The following is an 18,000-nucleotide window of genomic DNA, read 5'->3' as shown; positions in this document are numbered from 1 at the left end:
GCTGCTTTTTGCGTTTTGAAACCCGTGAAAAGTGACAGACATGACCACTCGAGACCAGGAAATCCTGCGCCGCACCGAGCTGTCGGTGACCCGCGTGACCAAAGCGGTGTTCCCCAACACCACCAACCACCACAACACCCTGTTCGGCGGCACCGCGCTGGCCTGGATGGACGAGGTGTCGTTCATCGCCGCCACGCGCTTCTGTCGGCTGCCGCTGGTGACCGTGTCCACCGACCGCATCGACTTCAAGCACCCGATCCCGGCGGGCTCGATCGTCGAACTGGTCGGCACGGTGGTCAAGGTCGGCAACACCAGCCTGCAGGTGCAAGTGGATGTGTTCGTCGAGAACATGTACCTGGACGGCCGCGAACGAGCCATCCATGGGGTGTTCAGTTTTGTCGCCATCGACGAGGACAAGCGCCCGGTGCCGGTACTGCCCGGCAACTGAGCCTTACGGGTCGGCCAGCGCTTCGCCGGCAGTGGCCAGCGGTACTTCCGGCTCCGGGTCAATCAGTGAAACCAGCGTCCAGCCCGCCTGAGGGTTCAGCGGGGCGTCCGGGCAGGCGACATGCACCCAGCCATGAGCATCGCGGGCAAACAGCAAGGTCGCACGTTCGCCATGCAGTGCCAGGTAGTGCGGCCAGCCAAAGGCCTCGGTGAGCGTCGTGCTGAACAACTCACCGCCTTCAAGCAGGCGATTGGCCAGTTGCAGGTAGGTCATCGGGGTAGAGCCGAGCAACTGGCCGCGGTGCTCTTCGCTGGCGCGATGCTTGTCGCTACGGCGGTTTTCCAGCCCGCTGGCCAGCACGAAAAGCCGCTTGTGGCCGAAATCATGGCGAAACCGCGCGCCGGCCAATGCATTGAGTTCACCGGCAGGCGAAAGCCCGAGCAGGTGCCCGAGGCCCACCAGGTCCAGGTGTGCGTCGGCGTGCTGCGAAGCCGGGTTGCCAAAGTAGGTTGGCAAGCCATCCATACGCGCGGCCCGTATGTTTTCCCAGCTCGAATCGGTTAGCAGGACGCGGCAGCCAAGCTGCTGCAATGCTTTGGCCAGCGTGCGCGCGGGTGGGTTGGCGCCTACCAGCAGAAAGCCGCTGGGTGCAGGCTCTGCGACCTTGAGCAGCCGCGCCAGTGGGCGAGCGGTAGCGCTTTGCAGCACGACCGTACCGATGATCACGGCGAAGGTCAGAGGCACCAGCAACAGGGCCGAGGCGTGGCCTGCCTGGTCCAGGCGGATGGCGAACACCGCCGACACCGCAGCCGCCACGATGCCTCGCGGTGCAATCCAGGCCAGCAGCGCGCGTTCGCGCCAGTTCAGCGAGGAGCCGGCTGTGGAAAGCAGCACGTTCAACGGGCGTGCCAGCAGCTGGATCACCAGCAGCAAGGCCAGAACGGCTGGGCCCAGCGACAGCAGGGCATGCAGATCGAGGCGGGCGGCCAGCAGAATGAACAGCCCGGAAATCAGCAGGACGCTGAGGTTCTCCTTGAAGTGCAGGATCTGCCGCACATCGACCCCGCGCATGTTGGCCAGCCACATGCCCATCACCGTCACTGCCAGCAGCCCGGACTCGTGGACGATCTGGTTGGCAGCAATGAAGATGCCCAGCACGGCGGCCAGCGACGCCAGGTTGTGCAGGTATTCCGGAAGCCATTGCTCACGCATCACCTGTCCCAGCAGCCAGCCACCGGCAGCACCCAGTGCGCACCCGCAAAAGATCACCCCGGCGAAGGTGAGCAGGCTCTGGCTGAAGCCGTCGCCGGTGGCGATGATGAAGCTGTAGACCACCACGGCCAGCAAGGCACCGATCGGGTCGATGACGATGCCTTCCCAACGCAGGATGTTGGCGATCGTCGCATTCGGCCGCACCACGCGCAGCATGGGGACGATGACCGTGGGCCCGGTCACCAGGGTCAGGGCGCCGAACAGGATCGCCAGGGGCCATTCGAACCCCAGCAGCCAATGGGTGGCCAGGGCGATCACCAGCCAGGTGCTCAGCGCCCCGACGGTCACCAGGCGGTGCACCACGCTGCCGATCTCGCGCCATTGCGATATATGCAGGGTCAGGCTGCCTTCGAACAGGATCAGCGCCACGGCCAGCGAAACCAGGGGCATCAGCAGTGGCCCGAACAGGGCTTCAGGCGACAGCCAGCCCAGCAAGGGGCCAGCGACGATGCCGCACAGCAGCAGGAACAGGATGGCGGGCAGTTTCAGGCGCCAGGCCAGCCACTGGCAGGCCAGTGCCGCCGCACCGATACCGCCCACACTCAGAAGAATTTGCTGTTCGTTCATGCGCACTCCCTATGCCGGCGTTGTTATGAAAGACTAAGCGCCATTTCGTCGTTTGCCACCGAGTTTTCATGCCCGCCCTCGACCACCCCCTGATCGACCAGTTTCTTGATGCCCTGTGGCTCGAAAAAGGCCTGTCCGACAACACCCGCGTGTCCTATCGCAGCGACCTGGCCCTGTTCAACGGCTGGTTGCAGGAACATTCGGTAGCCCTGCCGGACGCCGGCCGCGAACTGATCCTGGATCACCTGGCCTGGCGCCTCGAGCAAGGCTACAAGCCGCGCTCGACCGCGCGCTTTCTTTCCGGCCTGCGCGGCTTCTTCCGCTACCTGCTGCGAGAGAAGCTGGTGGCCGTCGACCCGACCCTGCAGGTCGACATGCCGCAACTTGGCCGGCCATTGCCCAAATCGCTGTCGGAGGCCGACGTCGAAGCCTTGCTGCAGGCGCCGGACCTGGGCGAGGCCATCGGCCAGCGCGACCGCGCCATGCTCGAAGTCCTTTACGCCTGTGGCTTGCGCGTGACCGAACTGGTCAGCCTGACGCTCGATCAGGTCAACCTGCGCCAGGGCGTGCTGCGGGTGATGGGCAAGGGCAGCAAGGAACGCCTGGTGCCGATGGGCGAGGAGGCGGTGGTATGGCTGGAGCGCTACCTGCGTGACGGTCGCGCCGAACTGCTCAATGGCCGCCCCAGCGATGTGTTGTTCCCCAGCCAGCGCGGCGAGCAGATGACCCGCCAGACCTTCTGGCACCGCATCAAGCACCAGGCCCGGGTGGCCTGCATCGACAAGCCGCTGTCGCCGCATACCCTGCGCCACGCCTTTGCCACGCACCTGCTCAACCACGGCGCCGATCTGCGCGTGGTGCAGATGCTGCTGGGCCACAGCGATCTGTCGACCACGCAGATCTACACCCATGTGGCCAAGGCGCGGCTGCAGCAACTGCACGCCCAGCACCATCCGCGTGGATGAATGTTTTTCATGTTCCGCCGACCGGTCCTTGCAGGCCCCTTCATCAGCAGTGTGATGTGATAGGCTTGGGCGGTTTGCATCAAGGGCCGCACGGTCGCCGCGTTTTTTCCGCAGGTGACGCCCCTCGGCCCCTGTCCGCCTCCAGGAGTTCCCCATGCGCGTGACCCAGATTTTCGCCGCCGCCGTGATGGCGCTGGCCAGTACCTTTGCCGTTGCCGCGGCCGACAGCAATACCAACGCCGAGCAGGCCATCCGCAAGTCGTTGCAGAACCTCGAACTCGAAGTACCGGTGGAAAGCGTCGGCAGCAGCCCGCTCAATGGCCTGTATGAAGTCAAGCTGCAGGGCGGCCGTGTGCTGTATGCCAGCGCTGATGGCCAGTACGTCATGCAGGGCTACCTGTACCAGCTGCAGGACGGCAAACCGGTCAACCTGACCGAAAAGACCGAGCGTCAAGGCGTCGCCAAACTCATCAACGGCATTCCAGCCGCCGAGACCGTGGTTTATCCTGCCAAGGGCGAGACCAAGGCGCACATCACCGTGTTTACCGACACCACTTGCCCGTACTGCCACAAGCTGCACGCCGAAATCCCCGAGCTCAACCGCCGCGGTATCGAAGTGCGCTATGTCGCCTTCCCGCGTCAGGGCCTGGGTTCGCCGGGTGACGAGCAGCTGCAGGCGGTCTGGTGCTCCAGCGACCGCCGCGCGGCGATGGACAAGATGGTCGATGGCAAGGAAATCAAGGCCGCCAAGTGCGCCAATCCGGTCAGCAAGCAGTTCCAGCTGGGCCAGCAGATCGGCGTCAATGGCACGCCGGCCATCGTGCTCGAGAACGGCCATGTGATTCCGGGTTACCAGCCCGCACCGCAAGTGGCCAAACTGGCCCTGGCGGGCGAGCAGCAGGCTGCCAAGTAATTCATTCAATACGCCGTCGTCATGGGGTGACGGCATGTTTCACGGTCGGTGAAGGCGCCGGCCGTTCAATGGGGAGTTCACAGTGAAACCGGTCAAAGTAGGCATCTGTGGGTTGGGGACCGTCGGTGGCGGAACCTTCAATGTACTTCAGCGCAACGCCGAGGAGATTGCCCGCCGTGCCGGGCGCGGTATTGAAGTGGCACAGATTGCCATGCGCTCGCAGAACCCGAACTGCCAGATTACCGGTACCCCCATTACCGCTGACGTGTTCGATGTTGCGAGCAACCCGGAGATCGACATTGTCATCGAGCTGATCGGTGGCTACACCATCGCCCGCGACCTGGTGCTCAAGGCGATCGACAACGGCAAGCACGTAGTGACCGCCAACAAGGCGCTGATCGCCGTGCACGGCAACGAAATCTTCGCCAAAGCCCGCGAGAAGGGCGTTATCGTTGCCTTCGAAGCGGCAGTGGCCGGTGGCATCCCGGTGATCAAGGCGATCCGCGAAGGCCTGTCGGCCAACCGCATCAACTGGCTGGCCGGGATCATCAACGGCACCGGCAACTTCATTCTTACTGAAATGCGTGAGAAAGGCCGCGCCTTCCCCGACGTATTGGCCGAAGCCCAGGCGCTGGGTTATGCCGAAGCCGATCCGACCTTCGACGTCGAGGGCATCGATGCTGCGCACAAGCTGACCATTCTGGCCTCCATCGCCTTTGGTATTCCGCTGCAGTTCGACAAGGCCTACACCGAGGGCATCACCCAGCTGACCACCGCCGACGTGAACTACGCCGAAGCGCTGGGCTACCGCATCAAGCACCTGGGCGTGGCCCGCCGCACCGCCGAAGGCATCGAACTGCGCGTGCACCCGACGCTGATCCCGGCCGACCGCCTGATCGCCAACGTCAACGGCGTGATGAATGCGGTCATGGTCAATGGCGATGCCGCCGGTTCCACCCTGTACTACGGTGCCGGCGCCGGCATGGAGCCGACCGCTTCGTCGGTGGTCGCTGACCTGGTCGATGTGGTTCGGGCCATGACCTCTGACCCGGAAAACCGTGTACCGCACCTGGCCTTCCAGCCGGACTCGCTGTCGGCCCACCCGATCCTGCCGATCGAGGCCTGCGAAAGCGCCTACTACCTGCGTATTCAGGCCAAGGACCATCCGGGCGTGCTGGCTCAGGTGGCGAGCATCCTGTCGGAGCGCGGCATCAACATCGAGTCGATCATGCAGAAGGAAGCCGAGGAGCAGGACGGCCTGGTGCCGATGATCCTGCTGACCCATGGCGTGGTCGAGCAGAGCATCAACGATGCCATCGTCGCGCTCGAAGCCCTGCAGGACGTGGTCGGCAAGGTCGTGCGCATCCGCGTCGAACAGCTGAATTAATTTGCCAATCGGGCCGTTCGCGCGGCCCTAGCATCGAAGGTTTGCACCTATGCGCTATATCAGTACCCGCGGCCAGGCTCCGGCCCTGAACTTCGAAGACGTGCTGCTGGCTGGCCTGGCCAGTGACGGCGGCCTGTACGTCCCTGAAAACCTGCCACGCTTCACCCAGGAAGAGATCGCCTCCTGGGCCGGCCTGCCTTACCACGAGCTGGCCTTCCGGGTAATGCGCCCGTTCGTCGAAGGCAGCATCGCCGACGCCGACTTCAAGAAGATCCTCGAAGAAACCTACGGCGAGTTCGCCCACGCTGCGGTCGCCCCGCTGCGTCAGTTGAACAGCAACGAGTGGGTGCTGGAGCTGTTCCACGGCCCGACCCTGGCATTCAAGGACTTCGCCCTGCAGCTGCTCGGCCGCCTGCTCGACCACGTGCTGGCCAAGCGCAACGAGCGCGTTGTGATCATCGGTGCCACCAGCGGTGACACCGGTTCCGCCGCCATCGAAGGTTGCCGCAGCTGCGAGAACGTCGACATCTTCATCCTGCACCCGCACCAGCGCGTGTCGGAAGTGCAGCGCCGCCAGATGACCACCCTGTTCGGCGACAACGTGCACAACATCGCCATCGAAGGCAACTTCGACGACTGCCAGGAAATGGTCAAGGCCAGCTTCGCCGACCAGTCGTTCCTCAAGGGCACTCGCCTGGTCGCGGTCAACTCGATCAACTGGGCGCGGATCATGGCCCAGATCGTCTATTACTTCCACGCAGCGCTGCAGCTGGGCGGCCCGGCCCGTTCGGTGGCGTTCTCGGTACCGACCGGCAACTTCGGCGACATCTTCGCCGGTTACCTGGCGCGCAACATGGGCCTGCCGGTCAGCCAGCTGATTGTCGCGACCAACCGCAACGACATCCTGCACCGTTTCATGAGCGGCAACCAGTACGTCAAGGAAACCCTGCACGCGACCTTGTCGCCGTCGATGGACATCATGGTGTCGTCCAACTTCGAGCGCCTGCTGTTCGACCTGCACGGTCGCAACGGCTCCGCGCTGGCCGAGCTGATGGCGAACTTCAAGCAAGGCGGCGGCTTCAGCGTCGAGCAGGACCGCTGGACCGAGGCGCGCAAGCTGTTCGATTCGCTGGCCGTCAGCGACGAGCAGACCTGCGAGACCATCGCCGAGGTGTTCGCCGCCACCGGTGAAGTGCTCGACCCTCACACTGCGATCGGCGTCAAGGCCGCCCGCGAGTGCCGCCGCAGCCTGGATACGCCAATGGTGGTGCTGGGTACCGCGCACCCGGTCAAGTTCCCCGACGCGGTGGAGAAGGCCGGTGTCGGCAAGGCGCTGGAGCTGCCGGCGCACCTGAGCGACCTGTTCAGCCGTGAAGAACGTTGCACCGTACTGGCCAATGACCTGAAGGCCGTTCAGGCCTTTGTCAGCCAGCATGGCAACCGCGGCAAGCCGTTGTAATTGCATTGGCCTTGGGGCCGCTTTGCGGCCCTTTCGCGACACAAGGCCGCTCCTACAGTGGATTGCGATTCCTTGTAGGAGCGGCCTTGTGTCGCGAAAGGGCTGCAAAGCAGCCCCGGATTTCAGAGCTTTCCTTACCCTTTTGCGGAATTGTCCTATGTAAGGCTCAGGAAGCCTTGTCTAAAGTGTTCGGTCCTTCCCCCAAGGAGCGGCACATGCGACAGCCTTACGTGCTCATTCACCCTGCACGCCCATCCCACCAGATCCTCCTGCACCAGGCCTGCAATGCCCAAGGTCTGTTCAACGTGCGTGTCACCCACAACCTGGCTGACCTCGACACCTGCCTGGCACGCAAGCAGGGCGCTGACCTGCTGATCCTCGAGCATGGGTTGAAGGACGGCCCGGCCCTGCTCGAGCGGGCCAGTTCTTCCCGGGCCGTGTTGTTCGTCGGCCACGTCAATGTGGGCGGTCCAAACCTTGCCGATGAGGCCCGGCGCCAAGGCCTGTGGGTGCTCGCCGATCTTCCCTGGCCCCTGCCCGTCGGGCGCTGGCAACAAGCCCTGCAACGTATTCAAACTGTCACGTCACCCACGCATGCTCACTAGCACAGCCGTGGCGTATCGAACTTTCCGTCACGCTTGCTGGTCAGTTCCTTCATGTCCCATTACAAGCGAGTGATCCGGATGGAAAGAATCTGCAGACTGCTCAACGACGCTCTTACCCCCTATCAGGCTCAGCTGGGTGCTACCGATACCAGCGGCAATCGCCAGTTGACCGTGTACGACAGCCTCGGCGGCACCGCCTTGCGACGTACCGTCAGCCAGCGCCAGTTGCAGGAGCAAAGCCTGCTGATCGACCTGGTAGACGGCCTGCACCGTGACCTGCAGATTGTCGAAGGGCGCTTGCAGCCCTGTGTCATCGCGGCATTGCAACAGCGCCAGCAGCCTCAGGGAACCTTTGCCTGAAAGGCCTATCAGAGACATTGAGGGCAGCCAGCCAGTGCACAGCTCCGGTACTGGCAGGTTGTCACGGGAAGTCCATGAGGACTTTCGATTGGCCCCGGGCGTCTTCCCCAGCGTCCGGGGTTTCTTTTTGCGCGCTGTTCAGGGGCTTTCGAAGAAGTGCCGGCTCTTTTCCAGGTAGGTGGCTCGCAGGTCCGGGTCGAGCCAGTGCGCGTACAGGGCGGGCAGGGTAGTCAGGCGCAAGGCCGCTAGTAGCTGGTCGATGCGGCTGATGGCTGCGCGCCCCTCGGGGGTGTCCGAGCAGCCAACGTGCAGGAACTGGTAGCGCTTCACGCCCTGGATCGGATGGAACTGATAGTCCTCCGGCGAGCCGCCATGTTGCTGAATCAGGTAACGTACTTCCGGCCAGTAGCCCAGCACCAGTTGCAGGCGCCCGAGCTGCTGCATCTGCAGCAGGTTGGCGGTGGCATCGTTGCCGTAGTGGCGGCTGAACGCCGAGTCGGGCAACTGGCGCAGGATCTCGTCGACCTGAGCGCTGTAACTGCGCTCGGCGACGATGCCCAGCTTCAGCCGGGTATTGCCGAGCAAGCCTTTGAGGTCGACCTGCTGGCCGTCGAGGAACGGCGTCAGCAGCGCCTGCCCGGTCTTGCGCACCACCACGCCGCTGCTCAGCACGCCGAGCGTCGGTTGCGAAAAATGCACGAACTTCGCCCGCTCGGCAGTCCACAGCAGCGTCGGGTCGCAGGTGAGGCTGGTTGCATCCTGGAGCATCTGGAGGCCACGTGCGCGGTTGACCCGGATGATGCTGTGATCGTACTCGGGCATCTGCTCGATCAGCTGCGGCAGCATCTGGTCGATAACCCCCTTGCCCTTTTGCGTGCCTTCGAACACGGTAAAGGGCGGCAGGTCGCGCACCAGCCACAGCAGGCGTTCCTTGGCCTGTGCCGGTGCCGTCAGCAGGGCCAGCAGCAGCGCGCAGCACAGGGCCAGGGAAGGCATCTGCAACAGCCTCAGACCGTGCCCGCCTGGCGCAGGCCGGCGATCGCTGCCGGGTCATAGCCCAGGGCGGCCAGCACGGTGTCGGTGTGTTCGCCCAGCGTTGGCCCGACCCATTCGGCAGAGCCTGGGGTGTCCGACAGCTTGGGGACGATGCCCGGCATCTTGAACGGCTTGCCGTCCGGCAGGCGCGCCTGCAGGAACATTTCGCGGGCCAGGTATTGCGGGTCGTTGAACATGTCCTCGGCCGAGTAGATACGGCTGGCTGGCACTTCGGCGTCGGTGAGGACCTGCATCAACTGATCCAGCGGCAGGCTGTTGGCCCAGCGGTCGATCACCCCGTACAGCTCGTCGCGCCGAGCATCGCGGCCATCGTTGCTGGCCAGGCTCGGGTCGTCTGCCAGGTCGACGCGGCCAATGGCCTGCATGAAACGCTTGAAGATGGCGTCACCATTGGCGCCGATCTGCACATGCCTGCCATCGGCGCTGGTGTGGATGGAGGAGGGCGTGATGCCCGGCATGATGTTGCCGGTGCGTTCGCGGATGAAGCCGAACACGTCGAATTCCGGGACCATGCTTTCCATCATGGCGAAGATCGCCTCGTACAGTGCCACGTCGACCACTTGGCCCTGGCCGCCGTTGACCTCGCGATGACGCAGTGCCATCAGCGCACCAATCACCCCCCACAGCGCCGCGATCGAGTCGCCGATGGAGATGCCGGTGCGTACCGGCGGGCGGTCGTCGAAGCCGGTGATGTAACGCAGGCCGCCCATTGATTCACCGACTGCACCGAAGCCCGGCTGGTCTTTCATCGGCCCGGTCTGGCCAAAGCCGGACAGGCGCACCATCACCAGGCGCGGGTTCAGTGCATGCAGCACGTCCCAGCCCAGGCCGAGCTTTTCCAGCACGCCGGGGCGGAAGTTTTCGATCAGGATGTCGGCCTCGCCAAGCAGGCGCTTGAGTACGTCACGGCCCTCGGGGTGCTTGAGGTTGAGGGTCAGCGACTGCTTGTTGCGCGCCTGCACGAACCACCACAATGACGTGCCCTCGTACAGCTTGCGCCATTTGCGCAGCGGGTCGCCGCCGTCCGGCGACTCGACCTTGATCACTTCAGCACCGAATTCGGCGCAGATCCGCGAGGCGAACGGGCCGGCGATCAGGGTGCCGAGCTCGATGACTTTCAGGCCGGCGAGGGGTTTGCTGGGCGTAGACATGAGGCATCCGTGGCAACTGGTCAGAGCCGTGGTTTTAGCATAGGTCCGTAGCGGCCGATACTGCTCCGGCGCAAGCCAAGTCTGGATCGGTTAGACTAGGTGACTTTTCTCTACGCACGAAGCCCATTCGACCATGGCCCAGCCGTCCACCACCTACAAATTCGAACTGAACCTGACCGACCTCGATCGCGGCGTGTATGAAAGCGCCCGGCAGACCATCGCCCGTCATCCTTCGGAAACCGAAGAGCGCATGGCCGTGCGCCTGCTGGCCTATGCCCTGTGGTACAACGAGAATCTGTCGTTCGGCCGTGGCCTGTCCGATGTGGACGAAGCGGCGGTGTGGGAAAAGAGCCTGGATGACCGCATCCTGCACTGGATCGAAGTCGGCCAGCCGGATGCCGATCGCCTGACCTGGTGCTCGCGCCGCACCGAACGCACCAGCCTGCTGGCCTACGGCAGCCTGCGTGTGTGGGAAGGCAAGGTGGTAAGCGCGGTCAAAGGGCTGAAGAACCTGAACATTGCTGCGGTGCCGCAGGAAGTGCTGGAAGTCCTGGCCGCCGACATGCCACGCACCATCAAGTGGGATGTGATGATCAGCGAAGGCACGGTGTTCGTCACCGACGACCGCGGCCAGCACGAAGTGCAGCTGCAGTGGCTGCTTGGCGAGCGTGGCTGAAGCGCCCCATGCGTATCGAACCTCGCCCGCTGCCGCCGACCCTGCCATTTCTGGGTAACCTTCCCCCCTTGCTGACCCGCCTGTATGCCGCCCGTGGCGTGCAAACCGAGGCCGAGCTGGACAAGAGCCTGGCGCGCCTGCTGCCGTACCAGCAGCTCAAGGGCATCGAGGCGGCGGTGGACCTGCTGGTCGAGGCCCTGGATCAGCGCCAGCGCATCCTCATCGTCGGCGACTTCGACGCCGACGGCGCCACTGCCAGTACCGTCGGTGTGCTCGGCCTGCGCCTGCTGGGCGCGGCCCATGTCGACTACCTGGTGCCTAACCGCTTCGAATACGGCTACGGCCTGACCCCGGAAATCGTCGCGGTGGCGCTCGAGCGCCAGCCGGACCTGCTGGTGACGGTCGATAACGGTATCTCCAGCGTTGAAGGGGTCTCGGCGGCCAAAGCGGCCGGGCTCAAGGTACTGGTTACCGACCACCACCTGCCGGGCCAGCAGTTGCCGGAGGCTGACGCCATCGTCAATCCGAACCAGCCTGAGTGTGGCTTCCCGAGCAAGTCGCTGGCCGGGGTCGGAGTGATCTTCTATGTGCTCATGGCCTTGCGCGCACGCCTGCGCAGCCTGGGCCGCTACGAAACACGGCCGCAGCCGAACATCGGCGAGCTGCTCGACCTTGTCGCCCTGGGCAGCGTTGCCGACGTGGTGCCGCTGGATGCCAACAACCGCATCCTCGTGCACCAGGGCCTGGAGCGCATACGTGCGGGCCGGGCACGGCCGGGCCTCAAGGCCATCCTCGAAGTGGCGCGGCGCGACCATCGACGCATTACTTCCACCGACCTTGGCTTCATCCTTGGCCCACGGCTCAACGCTGCAGGGCGGTTGGATGACATGAGTCTGGGTATCGAATGCCTGCTGTGCGAGGACGAAGCGCTGGCTCAGGACATGGCCCAGCAGCTGGATGGCCTGAACCAGGACCGCAAGTCGATCGAGCAGGGCATGCAGCGCGAGGCCCTGGCCCAGCTCAAGGACCTGCCGGTCGAGTCCATGCCCTATGGCCTGTGCCTGTTCGATGCCGATTGGCACCAGGGCGTGATCGGCATCCTCGCCTCACGCCTGAAGGAGCGCTACCACCGGCCGACCATCGCCTTTGCCGATGCGGGCGACGGCATGCTGAAGGGATCGGCGCGTTCAGTGCCGGGCTTCCATGTTCGCGACGCGCTGGACGCGGTGGCCGCGCGCCATCCGCAATTGATCAGCAAGTTCGGCGGGCATGCCATGGCGGCGGGGTTGTCGCTGCCTGAAAGCAACTTCCCGGCCTTTGCCGAAGCGTTCGATGAAGAGGTCCGTCGCCAGCTGTGCGAAGAGGACCTGACCGGTCGTCTGCTGTCGGACGGCAGCCTGGCGGTGGAGGAATTCCACCTCGATTTGGCCAAGGCCCTGCGCAATGCCGGGCCTTGGGGGCAGCACTTTCCTGAGCCGCTGTTCCATGGGGTGTTTCAGCTTGTGGAGCAGCGTGTGGTCGGTGAGCGACACCTGAAGGTGGTGCTCAAGAGCGAGTGCGGTTCGGTGCGGCTGGATGGCATTGCCTTTGGCATTGATCGGGAGGTGTGGCCGAACCCGACGGTGCGTTGGGTGGAATTGGCTTACAAGCTGGATGTGAACGAGTTTCGTGGCAATGAGAGTGTGCAGTTGATGATTGCGCATATGGAGCCGCGCTGAGCCCTTCAGCTTTTCATGCCTAACTCGGCATCATCCAGGAGAGCCTTGGCCATGGCGCTCAGGTAATGAGAGGCCCAGATCATCATCGGTTTTTCGTCCAGCAGGCCGATGATGGTCAGTTCTTGAAGTTTCTCGATTGCCTGTGCTGGCCTCTTCGCGGGCTCGCCCGCTCCCACAGGTACTGCACTCGTCTCGAGGCTTGCGGTCATCCTGTGGGAGCGGGCGAGCCCGCGAAGAGGCCAGTAAATCCAACCTCAATGCAGGCCGGTAGACCGTTCCAGGGCCATGGACAGTGCATCAGCCTGGCCCCATGCAACCTGCATGGCACGCAGCCCATTCACCAGCGATTCCCGGGTGCTGTCATCTTCAATGGCGTCGAGGATTCGGTGGCAATGGTTATAGGCAAGCATCAGGTAATGGGTGACGTTCATCACCACGTGATCGATGGGCACGATGCCGTCGCTGACGGTGTTGGTGAGGGGCTTGTCGGAGGGAAGGTCGTAATGATGGGGTGGATCGGGGACGATTTTTTTCATATGCAACGACTCGTATGGTTACTGATTGACCAACCTCTCCGATTCCACACGAAGGGTGGCAGTTGTACGCGGTGTGGAATCCAGGCTACGAGTAAACCCGGTAGGCCTCACGGCCTCCCGCGCACAACTGCCATGACGGCAGCAACTCAGTAATTGACCAGGATTCCACCCCCGGGACGCTAGACATCAGCGACCCGAAAAAGCCTAAAGGGTGGTGTTTCCAGGAACAATCAGACGCGAGTCGACAGGGCTTGTAGGATATTTTCCTTAATCAGCCATCGCTAGTTCATGCGCGTAGGAATAATCTGCTTCACGCGTCGGAATAGTCGGAAATCCCACTGAACCTTCCCCCCCACCAATCTGGTCTAGTCTGAGTAATGACCGGCACCGGGCCAGGGATGTGAACTTGAGTGTCCGGGCCGGATCACCATTGGAGTCCTTGGGAGGTGCCCTCATGAGCCTGCTGCTCGAGCCTTACACCCTGCGTCAGCTGACGCTGCCCAACCGCATCGCGGTCTCGCCGATGTGCCAGTATTCCGCTATCGATGGCCTTGCCAACGACTGGCATCTCGTTCACCTGGGCAGCCGCGCCGTGGGTGGCGCCGGCCTGGTCATCAGCGAAGCTGTCGCGGTGACTGCCGATGGGCGCATCACCGCCGAAGACCTCGGTTTGTGGAACGACGATCAGATAGCGCCGCTGCAGCGCATTACTCGATTCATCACCGCCCAGGGCGCCGTTCCGGGCATCCAGCTGGCCCACGCCGGGCGCAAGGCCAGTACCTATCGGCCGTGGCTTGGCAAGCAGGGCAGTGTGAAGCTCGAAGACGGTGGCTGGCAGCCGGTAGGCCCGTCGAAGATTGCCTTCGACCCGCAGCACACAGCGCCACGCGAGTTGAGCAAGGATGAGATTCAAGATGTGATCGGCGCCTTCGTCGCCTCCACCGAGCGGGCTTTGCAGGCCGGATTCAAGGTTGTGGAAATCCACGCCGCTCATGGCTATCTGCTGCACCAGTTCCTTTCACCACTGAGCAACCAGCGCCGTGACGAATATGGCAGTTGCTTCGAAAACCGTATCCGCCTGACCCTGCAGGTGGTCGAAGCGGTGCGCAAGGTCTGGCCTGCTGAACTACCCCTGTTCGTTCGGGTATCGGCCACCGACTGGGTCGAGGACGGCTGGAACCCGGATGAAACCGTCGAACTGGCTCGTCGCCTGCGGGTGCTGGGTGTCGACCTGATCGATGTGTCCTCAGGTGGTACCTCGGTCAACGCCGAAATTCCTACAGGCCCCGGTTATCAGACACGCTTTGCAGAACGAGTTCGCAAGGAAGCAGAGATCGCCACCGGCACCGTCGGCATGATCACCGAACCGGCTCAGGCCGAGCACATTCTGCGCACCGGGCAAGCCGATGTGATCTTCCTGGCGCGGGAGCTGCTGCGCGATCCCTACTGGCCCCTGCATGCCGATGATGATCTGGGTGGTAACAAAGCCACCTGGCCCGCGCAGTACCAAAGGGCGACCAGCCGCGCCAATCCGATTCACGAGTCGGATTTGCGAGATTGATCAAAGGCTACAGATAGAGCGCGGCCTCTGTGGGAGCGGGCGTGCCCCGATGTTCCATGCGTTCTGGCTTCCTGAACGTGCGATTTCGACGATCGAAAAGTAATGGAAGCAAGATCAGGAATGGGCTTAATGCTATGTAGGAAAGGTCCTGGATTGAGGTCTCAGCCTCAATCCAGGTATTGCATTCAATGCTTTATCATCACATGCCGCACACAGGTGTAATCCTCCAGCCCATACATCGACATGTCCTTCCCATACCCCGAATGCTTCTGACCGCCATGGGGCATCTCGCTGACCAGCATGAAGTGGGTATTGACCCAGGTACAACCATACTGCAACCGCGCCGCCAGCCGGTGGGCGCGGCCGGTGTCGCGGGTCCAGACCGATGACGCCAGACCGTATTCGGAATCGTTGGCCCATTCCAGCGCTTGCTCCTCGGTGCTGAAGCGGGTCACCGACACCACCGGGCCGAACACCTCGTTACGCACGATCTCGTCATCCTGCAAGGCGTCGGCCAGCACGGTCGGCTCGAAGAAGAAGCCATCCCCCGCAATTACCTTGCCGCCCGTCACCAGGCGGATATGCGGCTGGGCGATGGCGCGCTGCACCAGGCCGGCCACCTTGTCGCGGTGCTGGGCGCTGATCAGCGGGCCGAGCTCGGTGTCCTCGGCATCCTGCAGGCCGGCCTTGAGACTGGAAACGGCCTTGCCCAGGCGCTCGACGAAGCGGTCATAGATACCCGCTTGCACATACAGGCGACAGGCCGCCGTGCAGTCCTGGCCCGCGTTGTAGAAGCCAAACGTGCGGATGCCATCGATGGCCGCGTCGATATCGGCATCGTCGAACACCAGCACCGGCGCCTTGCCGCCGAGTTCCATGTGCATGCGCTTCACACTGTGGGCGGTGGCACCAATGATATGTGCCCCCGTAGGAATGGAGCCGGTCAGCGAAACCATGCGCACCTTGGGGTGGGTAACCAGTGGGTTGCCCACCGTCTGCCCGCGGCCGAACAGTATGTTCAGTACACCGGCCGGTAACACGTCCTTGGCCAGTTCACCCAGGCGCAGGGCGGTCAGCGGGGTCAGCTCGGACGGTTTGATGACCACGGTGTTGCCGGCTGCCAACGCCGGGGCGACTTTCCACGCCAGCATCATCAGCGGGTAGTTCCAAGGTGCAATCGAGGCCACCACGCCCAGCGGGTCGCGGCGGATCATCGAGGTGTGGCCCGGCAGGTATTCACCCGCCGCCGAGCCACCGAGGCAGCGGGCGGCGCCGGCAAAGTAACGGAACACGTCGGCGATGGCGGGGATTTCGTCGTTCAGGGCGGCGGCAAACGGCTTGCCGCAGTTCTGCGATTCGAGGCGAGCCAGTTCATCGCCATGGGCTTCGATGGCCTCGGCCAACGCCAGCAGCACCAGCGACCGTTCCTTGGGGCTGGTCTGCGACCAGCTGTCGAAGGCCTGGTCGGCGGCCCGCACGGCGGTATCGACCTGGGCCTCGGTGGCTTCGTTGATCTGCGCCAGGGCGCTGCCCTCGGCCGGGTTGAGTACGGTCCAGGTCGGGCCATCGCCCTCGACCAGCTTACCGTTGATCAGCATTTTGCTTTGCATGGGGGGCTCCTTGGGGGTCATTTGCCGCTGCCCGCAACCCTTTCACCGCCGCGGGTCAGGTAATAGGCGCCGAGAATCGGCAGCATGGTCACCAGCATCACCAGCATGGCGACCACGTTGGTCACCGGCACATCGCGGGGGCGGCTCAGCTGGTTGAGCAGCCAGATCGGCAAGGTGCGCTCGTGGCCGGCGGTGAAGGTGGTGACGATGATCTCGTCGAACGACAGGGCGAACGCCAGCATGCCGCCGGCCAGCAGTGCCGAGCCCAGGTTGGGCAGGATGATGTAGCGGAAGGTCTGCCAGCCGTCGGCACCGAGGTCCATGGACGCTTCGATCAGGCTCTGCGAGGTGCGCCGCAGGCGGGCGATCACGTTGTTGTAGACGATCACCACGCAGAATGTGGCGTGGCCTGTCACGATGGTGAACACGCCGGGCTCTATCCCCAGGCGCTTGAATGCCGAGAGCAGGGCGATGCCAGTGATGATGCCGGGCAGAGCGATGGGCAGGATCAGCATCAGCGAGATGCTCTCCTTGCCGAAGAAACTGCGCCGGTACAGCGCCGCCGAGGCCAGGGTGCCGAGCACCAGCGCAATCAGCGTGGCCAGGCAGGCCACCTGCAGTGACAGCTTGATGGCCTCGAGTACGTCGGGGCGGGCGAAGGCCACGGCGAACCAGTTGAGGGTGAGGCCCTTGGGCGGGAAGCTGAACGCCGCGTCTTCGGTGTTGAAGGCGTACAGGAAGATGATCAGGATCGGGAAGTGCAGGAACAGCAACCCGCCCCAGGCTGCCAGGCGCAGGCCGACAGACGCTTTTTCAGAGTGCATCGAAGGCCCCCAGGCGCTTGACGATGGACAGGTACAGCGCAATCAGCACGATCGGCACCAGGGTGAAGGCGGCCGCCATCGGCATGTTGCCGATCGCCCCTTGCTGGGCATAGACCATGCTGCCGATGAAGTAGCCCGGCGGGCCGACCAACTGCGGCACGATGAAGTCGCCCAGGGTCAGCGAGAAGGTGAAGATCGAGCCGGCGGCAATGCCGGGGATCGACAGCGGCAAAATCACCTGCCAGAACGTTTGCCCAGGCTTGGCCCCGAGGTCTGCCGACGCCTGCAGCAACGACGGCGGCAAGCGCTCCAGCGAGGCCTGGATCGGCAGGATCATGAACGGCAACCAGATGTACACGAACACCATGAAACGGCCCAGGTGCGAGGTCGACAACGTGCTGCCGCCAACGCCGGGCACGGCCAGCACGGCTTGCAGCAGGGCGTCCAGGTGCAGCTGCTGGAGGAACCACTGTGCCACCCCGCCCTTTGCCAGCAGCAGGGTCCAGGCGTAGGTCTTGACGATGTAGCTGGCCCACATCGGCATCATCACCGCGATGTAGAAAAACGCCTTGGTCTTGCCGCTGGTGTAACGCGCCATGTAGTAGGCGATCGGGAAGGCCAGCACCGCGCAGGCCAGCGTTACCGCCAAGGCCATGGTCAGGGTGCGCAGGATGATGTCGAAATTCGACGGGTTGAACAGCGCGGCGAAGTTGCCCAGGGTCAGCTCCGGGGTGACCGCCATGGTGAAGTCGTCGAAGGTGTAGAAACCCTGCCACAACAGGCTGAGCAACGAGCCCAGGTAGATGGCGCCGAACCAGGTCAGCGGGGGGATCAGCAGCAGCGCCAGGTACAGGTTGGGGCGCCGGTACAGCAGGTCGAACAGGCCTCGCAT

18 protein-coding genes are annotated in these 18,000 nt (G+C 63.6%); 10 read left to right on the top strand and 8 right to left on the bottom strand.

The features are described from left to right. Window positions 1–40 precede the first annotated feature (40 nt). Complete coding sequence (locus tag ACIPW4_RS06330) at window positions 41–448, top strand: acyl-CoA thioesterase (protein WP_400655860.1); 408 nt, start codon at window positions 41–43, stop codon at window positions 446–448. Between the two features lie 3 nt (window positions 449–451). On the opposite strand, the gene ACIPW4_RS06325 is transcribed toward ACIPW4_RS06330, so the two are convergent. After that, a complete protein-coding gene (locus tag ACIPW4_RS06325; protein WP_400655858.1) occupies window positions 452–2,287 on the bottom strand; it encodes a cation:proton antiporter in 1,836 nt (611 codons plus the stop codon). 68 nt (window positions 2,288–2,355) lie between these two features. Between ACIPW4_RS06325 and xerD the strand changes: the two genes are divergently transcribed. The 6 genes from xerD to ACIPW4_RS06295 all read left to right on the top strand — a co-directional run bounded on the left by xerD (window position 2,356) and on the right by ACIPW4_RS06295 (window position 7,976). Next, window positions 2,356–3,252: a site-specific tyrosine recombinase XerD gene (gene xerD, locus ACIPW4_RS06320; RefSeq protein WP_400655855.1), complete on the top strand. Its 897-nt coding sequence runs from the start codon at window positions 2,356–2,358 to the stop codon at window positions 3,250–3,252. 154 nt (window positions 3,253–3,406) lie between these two features. After that, entirely contained in the window at window positions 3,407–4,165 is a 759-nt protein-coding gene (locus tag ACIPW4_RS06315) for a thioredoxin fold domain-containing protein (RefSeq protein WP_400655852.1), read from the top strand. A gap of 82 nt (window positions 4,166–4,247) precedes the next feature. Continuing rightward, window positions 4,248–5,552: a homoserine dehydrogenase gene (locus ACIPW4_RS06310; protein WP_400655849.1), complete on the top strand. Its 1,305-nt coding sequence runs from the start codon at window positions 4,248–4,250 to the stop codon at window positions 5,550–5,552. 49 nt (window positions 5,553–5,601) lie between these two features. Beyond that, window positions 5,602–7,011, top strand: a complete 1,410-nt coding sequence (gene thrC / locus ACIPW4_RS06305) for a threonine synthase (protein ID WP_400655846.1) — start codon at window positions 5,602–5,604, stop codon at window positions 7,009–7,011. A 215-nt stretch (window positions 7,012–7,226) separates the two neighbouring features. Then, on the top strand, window positions 7,227–7,616 hold the full coding sequence (locus ACIPW4_RS06300) for a histidine kinase (RefSeq protein WP_400655843.1): 390 nt from the start codon (window positions 7,227–7,229) through the stop codon (window positions 7,614–7,616). A gap of 78 nt (window positions 7,617–7,694) precedes the next feature. Continuing rightward, window positions 7,695–7,976: a DUF3509 domain-containing protein gene (locus ACIPW4_RS06295; protein WP_400655840.1), complete on the top strand. Its 282-nt coding sequence runs from the start codon at window positions 7,695–7,697 to the stop codon at window positions 7,974–7,976. Window positions 7,977–8,114: 138 nt separating this feature from the next. On the opposite strand, the gene ACIPW4_RS06290 is transcribed toward ACIPW4_RS06295, so the two are convergent. Next, complete coding sequence (locus tag ACIPW4_RS06290; RefSeq protein WP_400655838.1) at window positions 8,115–8,972, bottom strand: TIGR02285 family protein; 858 nt, start codon at window positions 8,970–8,972, stop codon at window positions 8,115–8,117. Between the two features lie 11 nt (window positions 8,973–8,983). Next, complete coding sequence (locus ACIPW4_RS06285) at window positions 8,984–10,183, bottom strand: CaiB/BaiF CoA transferase family protein (protein WP_400655835.1); 1,200 nt, start codon at window positions 10,181–10,183, stop codon at window positions 8,984–8,986. Between the two features lie 133 nt (window positions 10,184–10,316). Here ACIPW4_RS06285 and ACIPW4_RS06280 point away from each other — a divergent pair, with 133 nt between their 5' ends. Both ACIPW4_RS06280 and recJ read left to right on the top strand, forming a co-directional pair. After that, window positions 10,317–10,859, top strand: coding sequence for a YaeQ family protein (locus tag ACIPW4_RS06280; protein ID WP_400655833.1), 543 nt, complete (start codon window positions 10,317–10,319; stop codon window positions 10,857–10,859). Between the two features lie 8 nt (window positions 10,860–10,867). Further along, the gene (gene recJ, locus ACIPW4_RS06275; RefSeq protein ID WP_400655831.1) at window positions 10,868–12,577 is read left to right on the top strand and encodes a single-stranded-DNA-specific exonuclease RecJ; all 1,710 of its coding nucleotides are present in this window, start codon (window positions 10,868–10,870) and stop codon (window positions 12,575–12,577) included. A 5-nt stretch (window positions 12,578–12,582) separates the two neighbouring features. Here recJ and ACIPW4_RS06270 read toward each other — a convergent pair whose 3' ends face one another. Both ACIPW4_RS06270 and ACIPW4_RS06265 read right to left on the bottom strand, forming a co-directional pair. Further along, the gene (locus tag ACIPW4_RS06270; RefSeq protein ID WP_400655829.1) at window positions 12,583–12,786 is read right to left on the bottom strand and encodes a DUF3077 domain-containing protein; all 204 of its coding nucleotides are present in this window, start codon (window positions 12,784–12,786) and stop codon (window positions 12,583–12,585) included. A 45-nt stretch (window positions 12,787–12,831) separates the two neighbouring features. After that, a complete protein-coding gene (locus tag ACIPW4_RS06265; RefSeq protein ID WP_400655827.1) occupies window positions 12,832–13,113 on the bottom strand; it encodes a hypothetical protein in 282 nt (93 codons plus the stop codon). A 454-nt stretch (window positions 13,114–13,567) separates the two neighbouring features. Here ACIPW4_RS06265 and ACIPW4_RS06260 point away from each other — a divergent pair, with 454 nt between their 5' ends. After that, entirely contained in the window at window positions 13,568–14,674 is a 1,107-nt protein-coding gene (locus tag ACIPW4_RS06260; RefSeq protein ID WP_400655826.1) for an NADH:flavin oxidoreductase/NADH oxidase, read from the top strand. A 185-nt stretch (window positions 14,675–14,859) separates the two neighbouring features. Here ACIPW4_RS06260 and ACIPW4_RS06255 read toward each other — a convergent pair whose 3' ends face one another. Genes ACIPW4_RS06255 through ACIPW4_RS06245 form a run of 3 tightly spaced genes read right to left on the bottom strand, consistent with a single transcriptional unit; the run spans window position 14,860 to window position 18,000 of the window. Then, window positions 14,860–16,284, bottom strand: a complete 1,425-nt coding sequence (locus ACIPW4_RS06255; RefSeq protein ID WP_400655823.1) for a gamma-aminobutyraldehyde dehydrogenase — start codon at window positions 16,282–16,284, stop codon at window positions 14,860–14,862. Window positions 16,285–16,301: 17 nt separating this feature from the next. Further along, window positions 16,302–17,108, bottom strand: a complete 807-nt coding sequence (locus ACIPW4_RS06250; protein WP_400655821.1) for an ABC transporter permease — start codon at window positions 17,106–17,108, stop codon at window positions 16,302–16,304. Next, complete coding sequence (locus ACIPW4_RS06245) at window positions 17,098–18,000, bottom strand: ABC transporter permease (RefSeq protein ID WP_400655819.1); 903 nt, start codon at window positions 17,998–18,000, stop codon at window positions 17,098–17,100. The genes ACIPW4_RS06250 and ACIPW4_RS06245 overlap by 11 nt, the downstream gene beginning before the upstream one ends.

Source organism: Pseudomonas sp. NPDC089996 (assembly GCF_044748405.1).
GTDB lineage: Bacteria > Pseudomonadota > Gammaproteobacteria > Pseudomonadales > Pseudomonadaceae > Aquipseudomonas.
The sequence above is the reverse complement of the archived record's forward strand: the minus strand, read 5'-3'. Positions and strand labels throughout refer to the sequence as shown.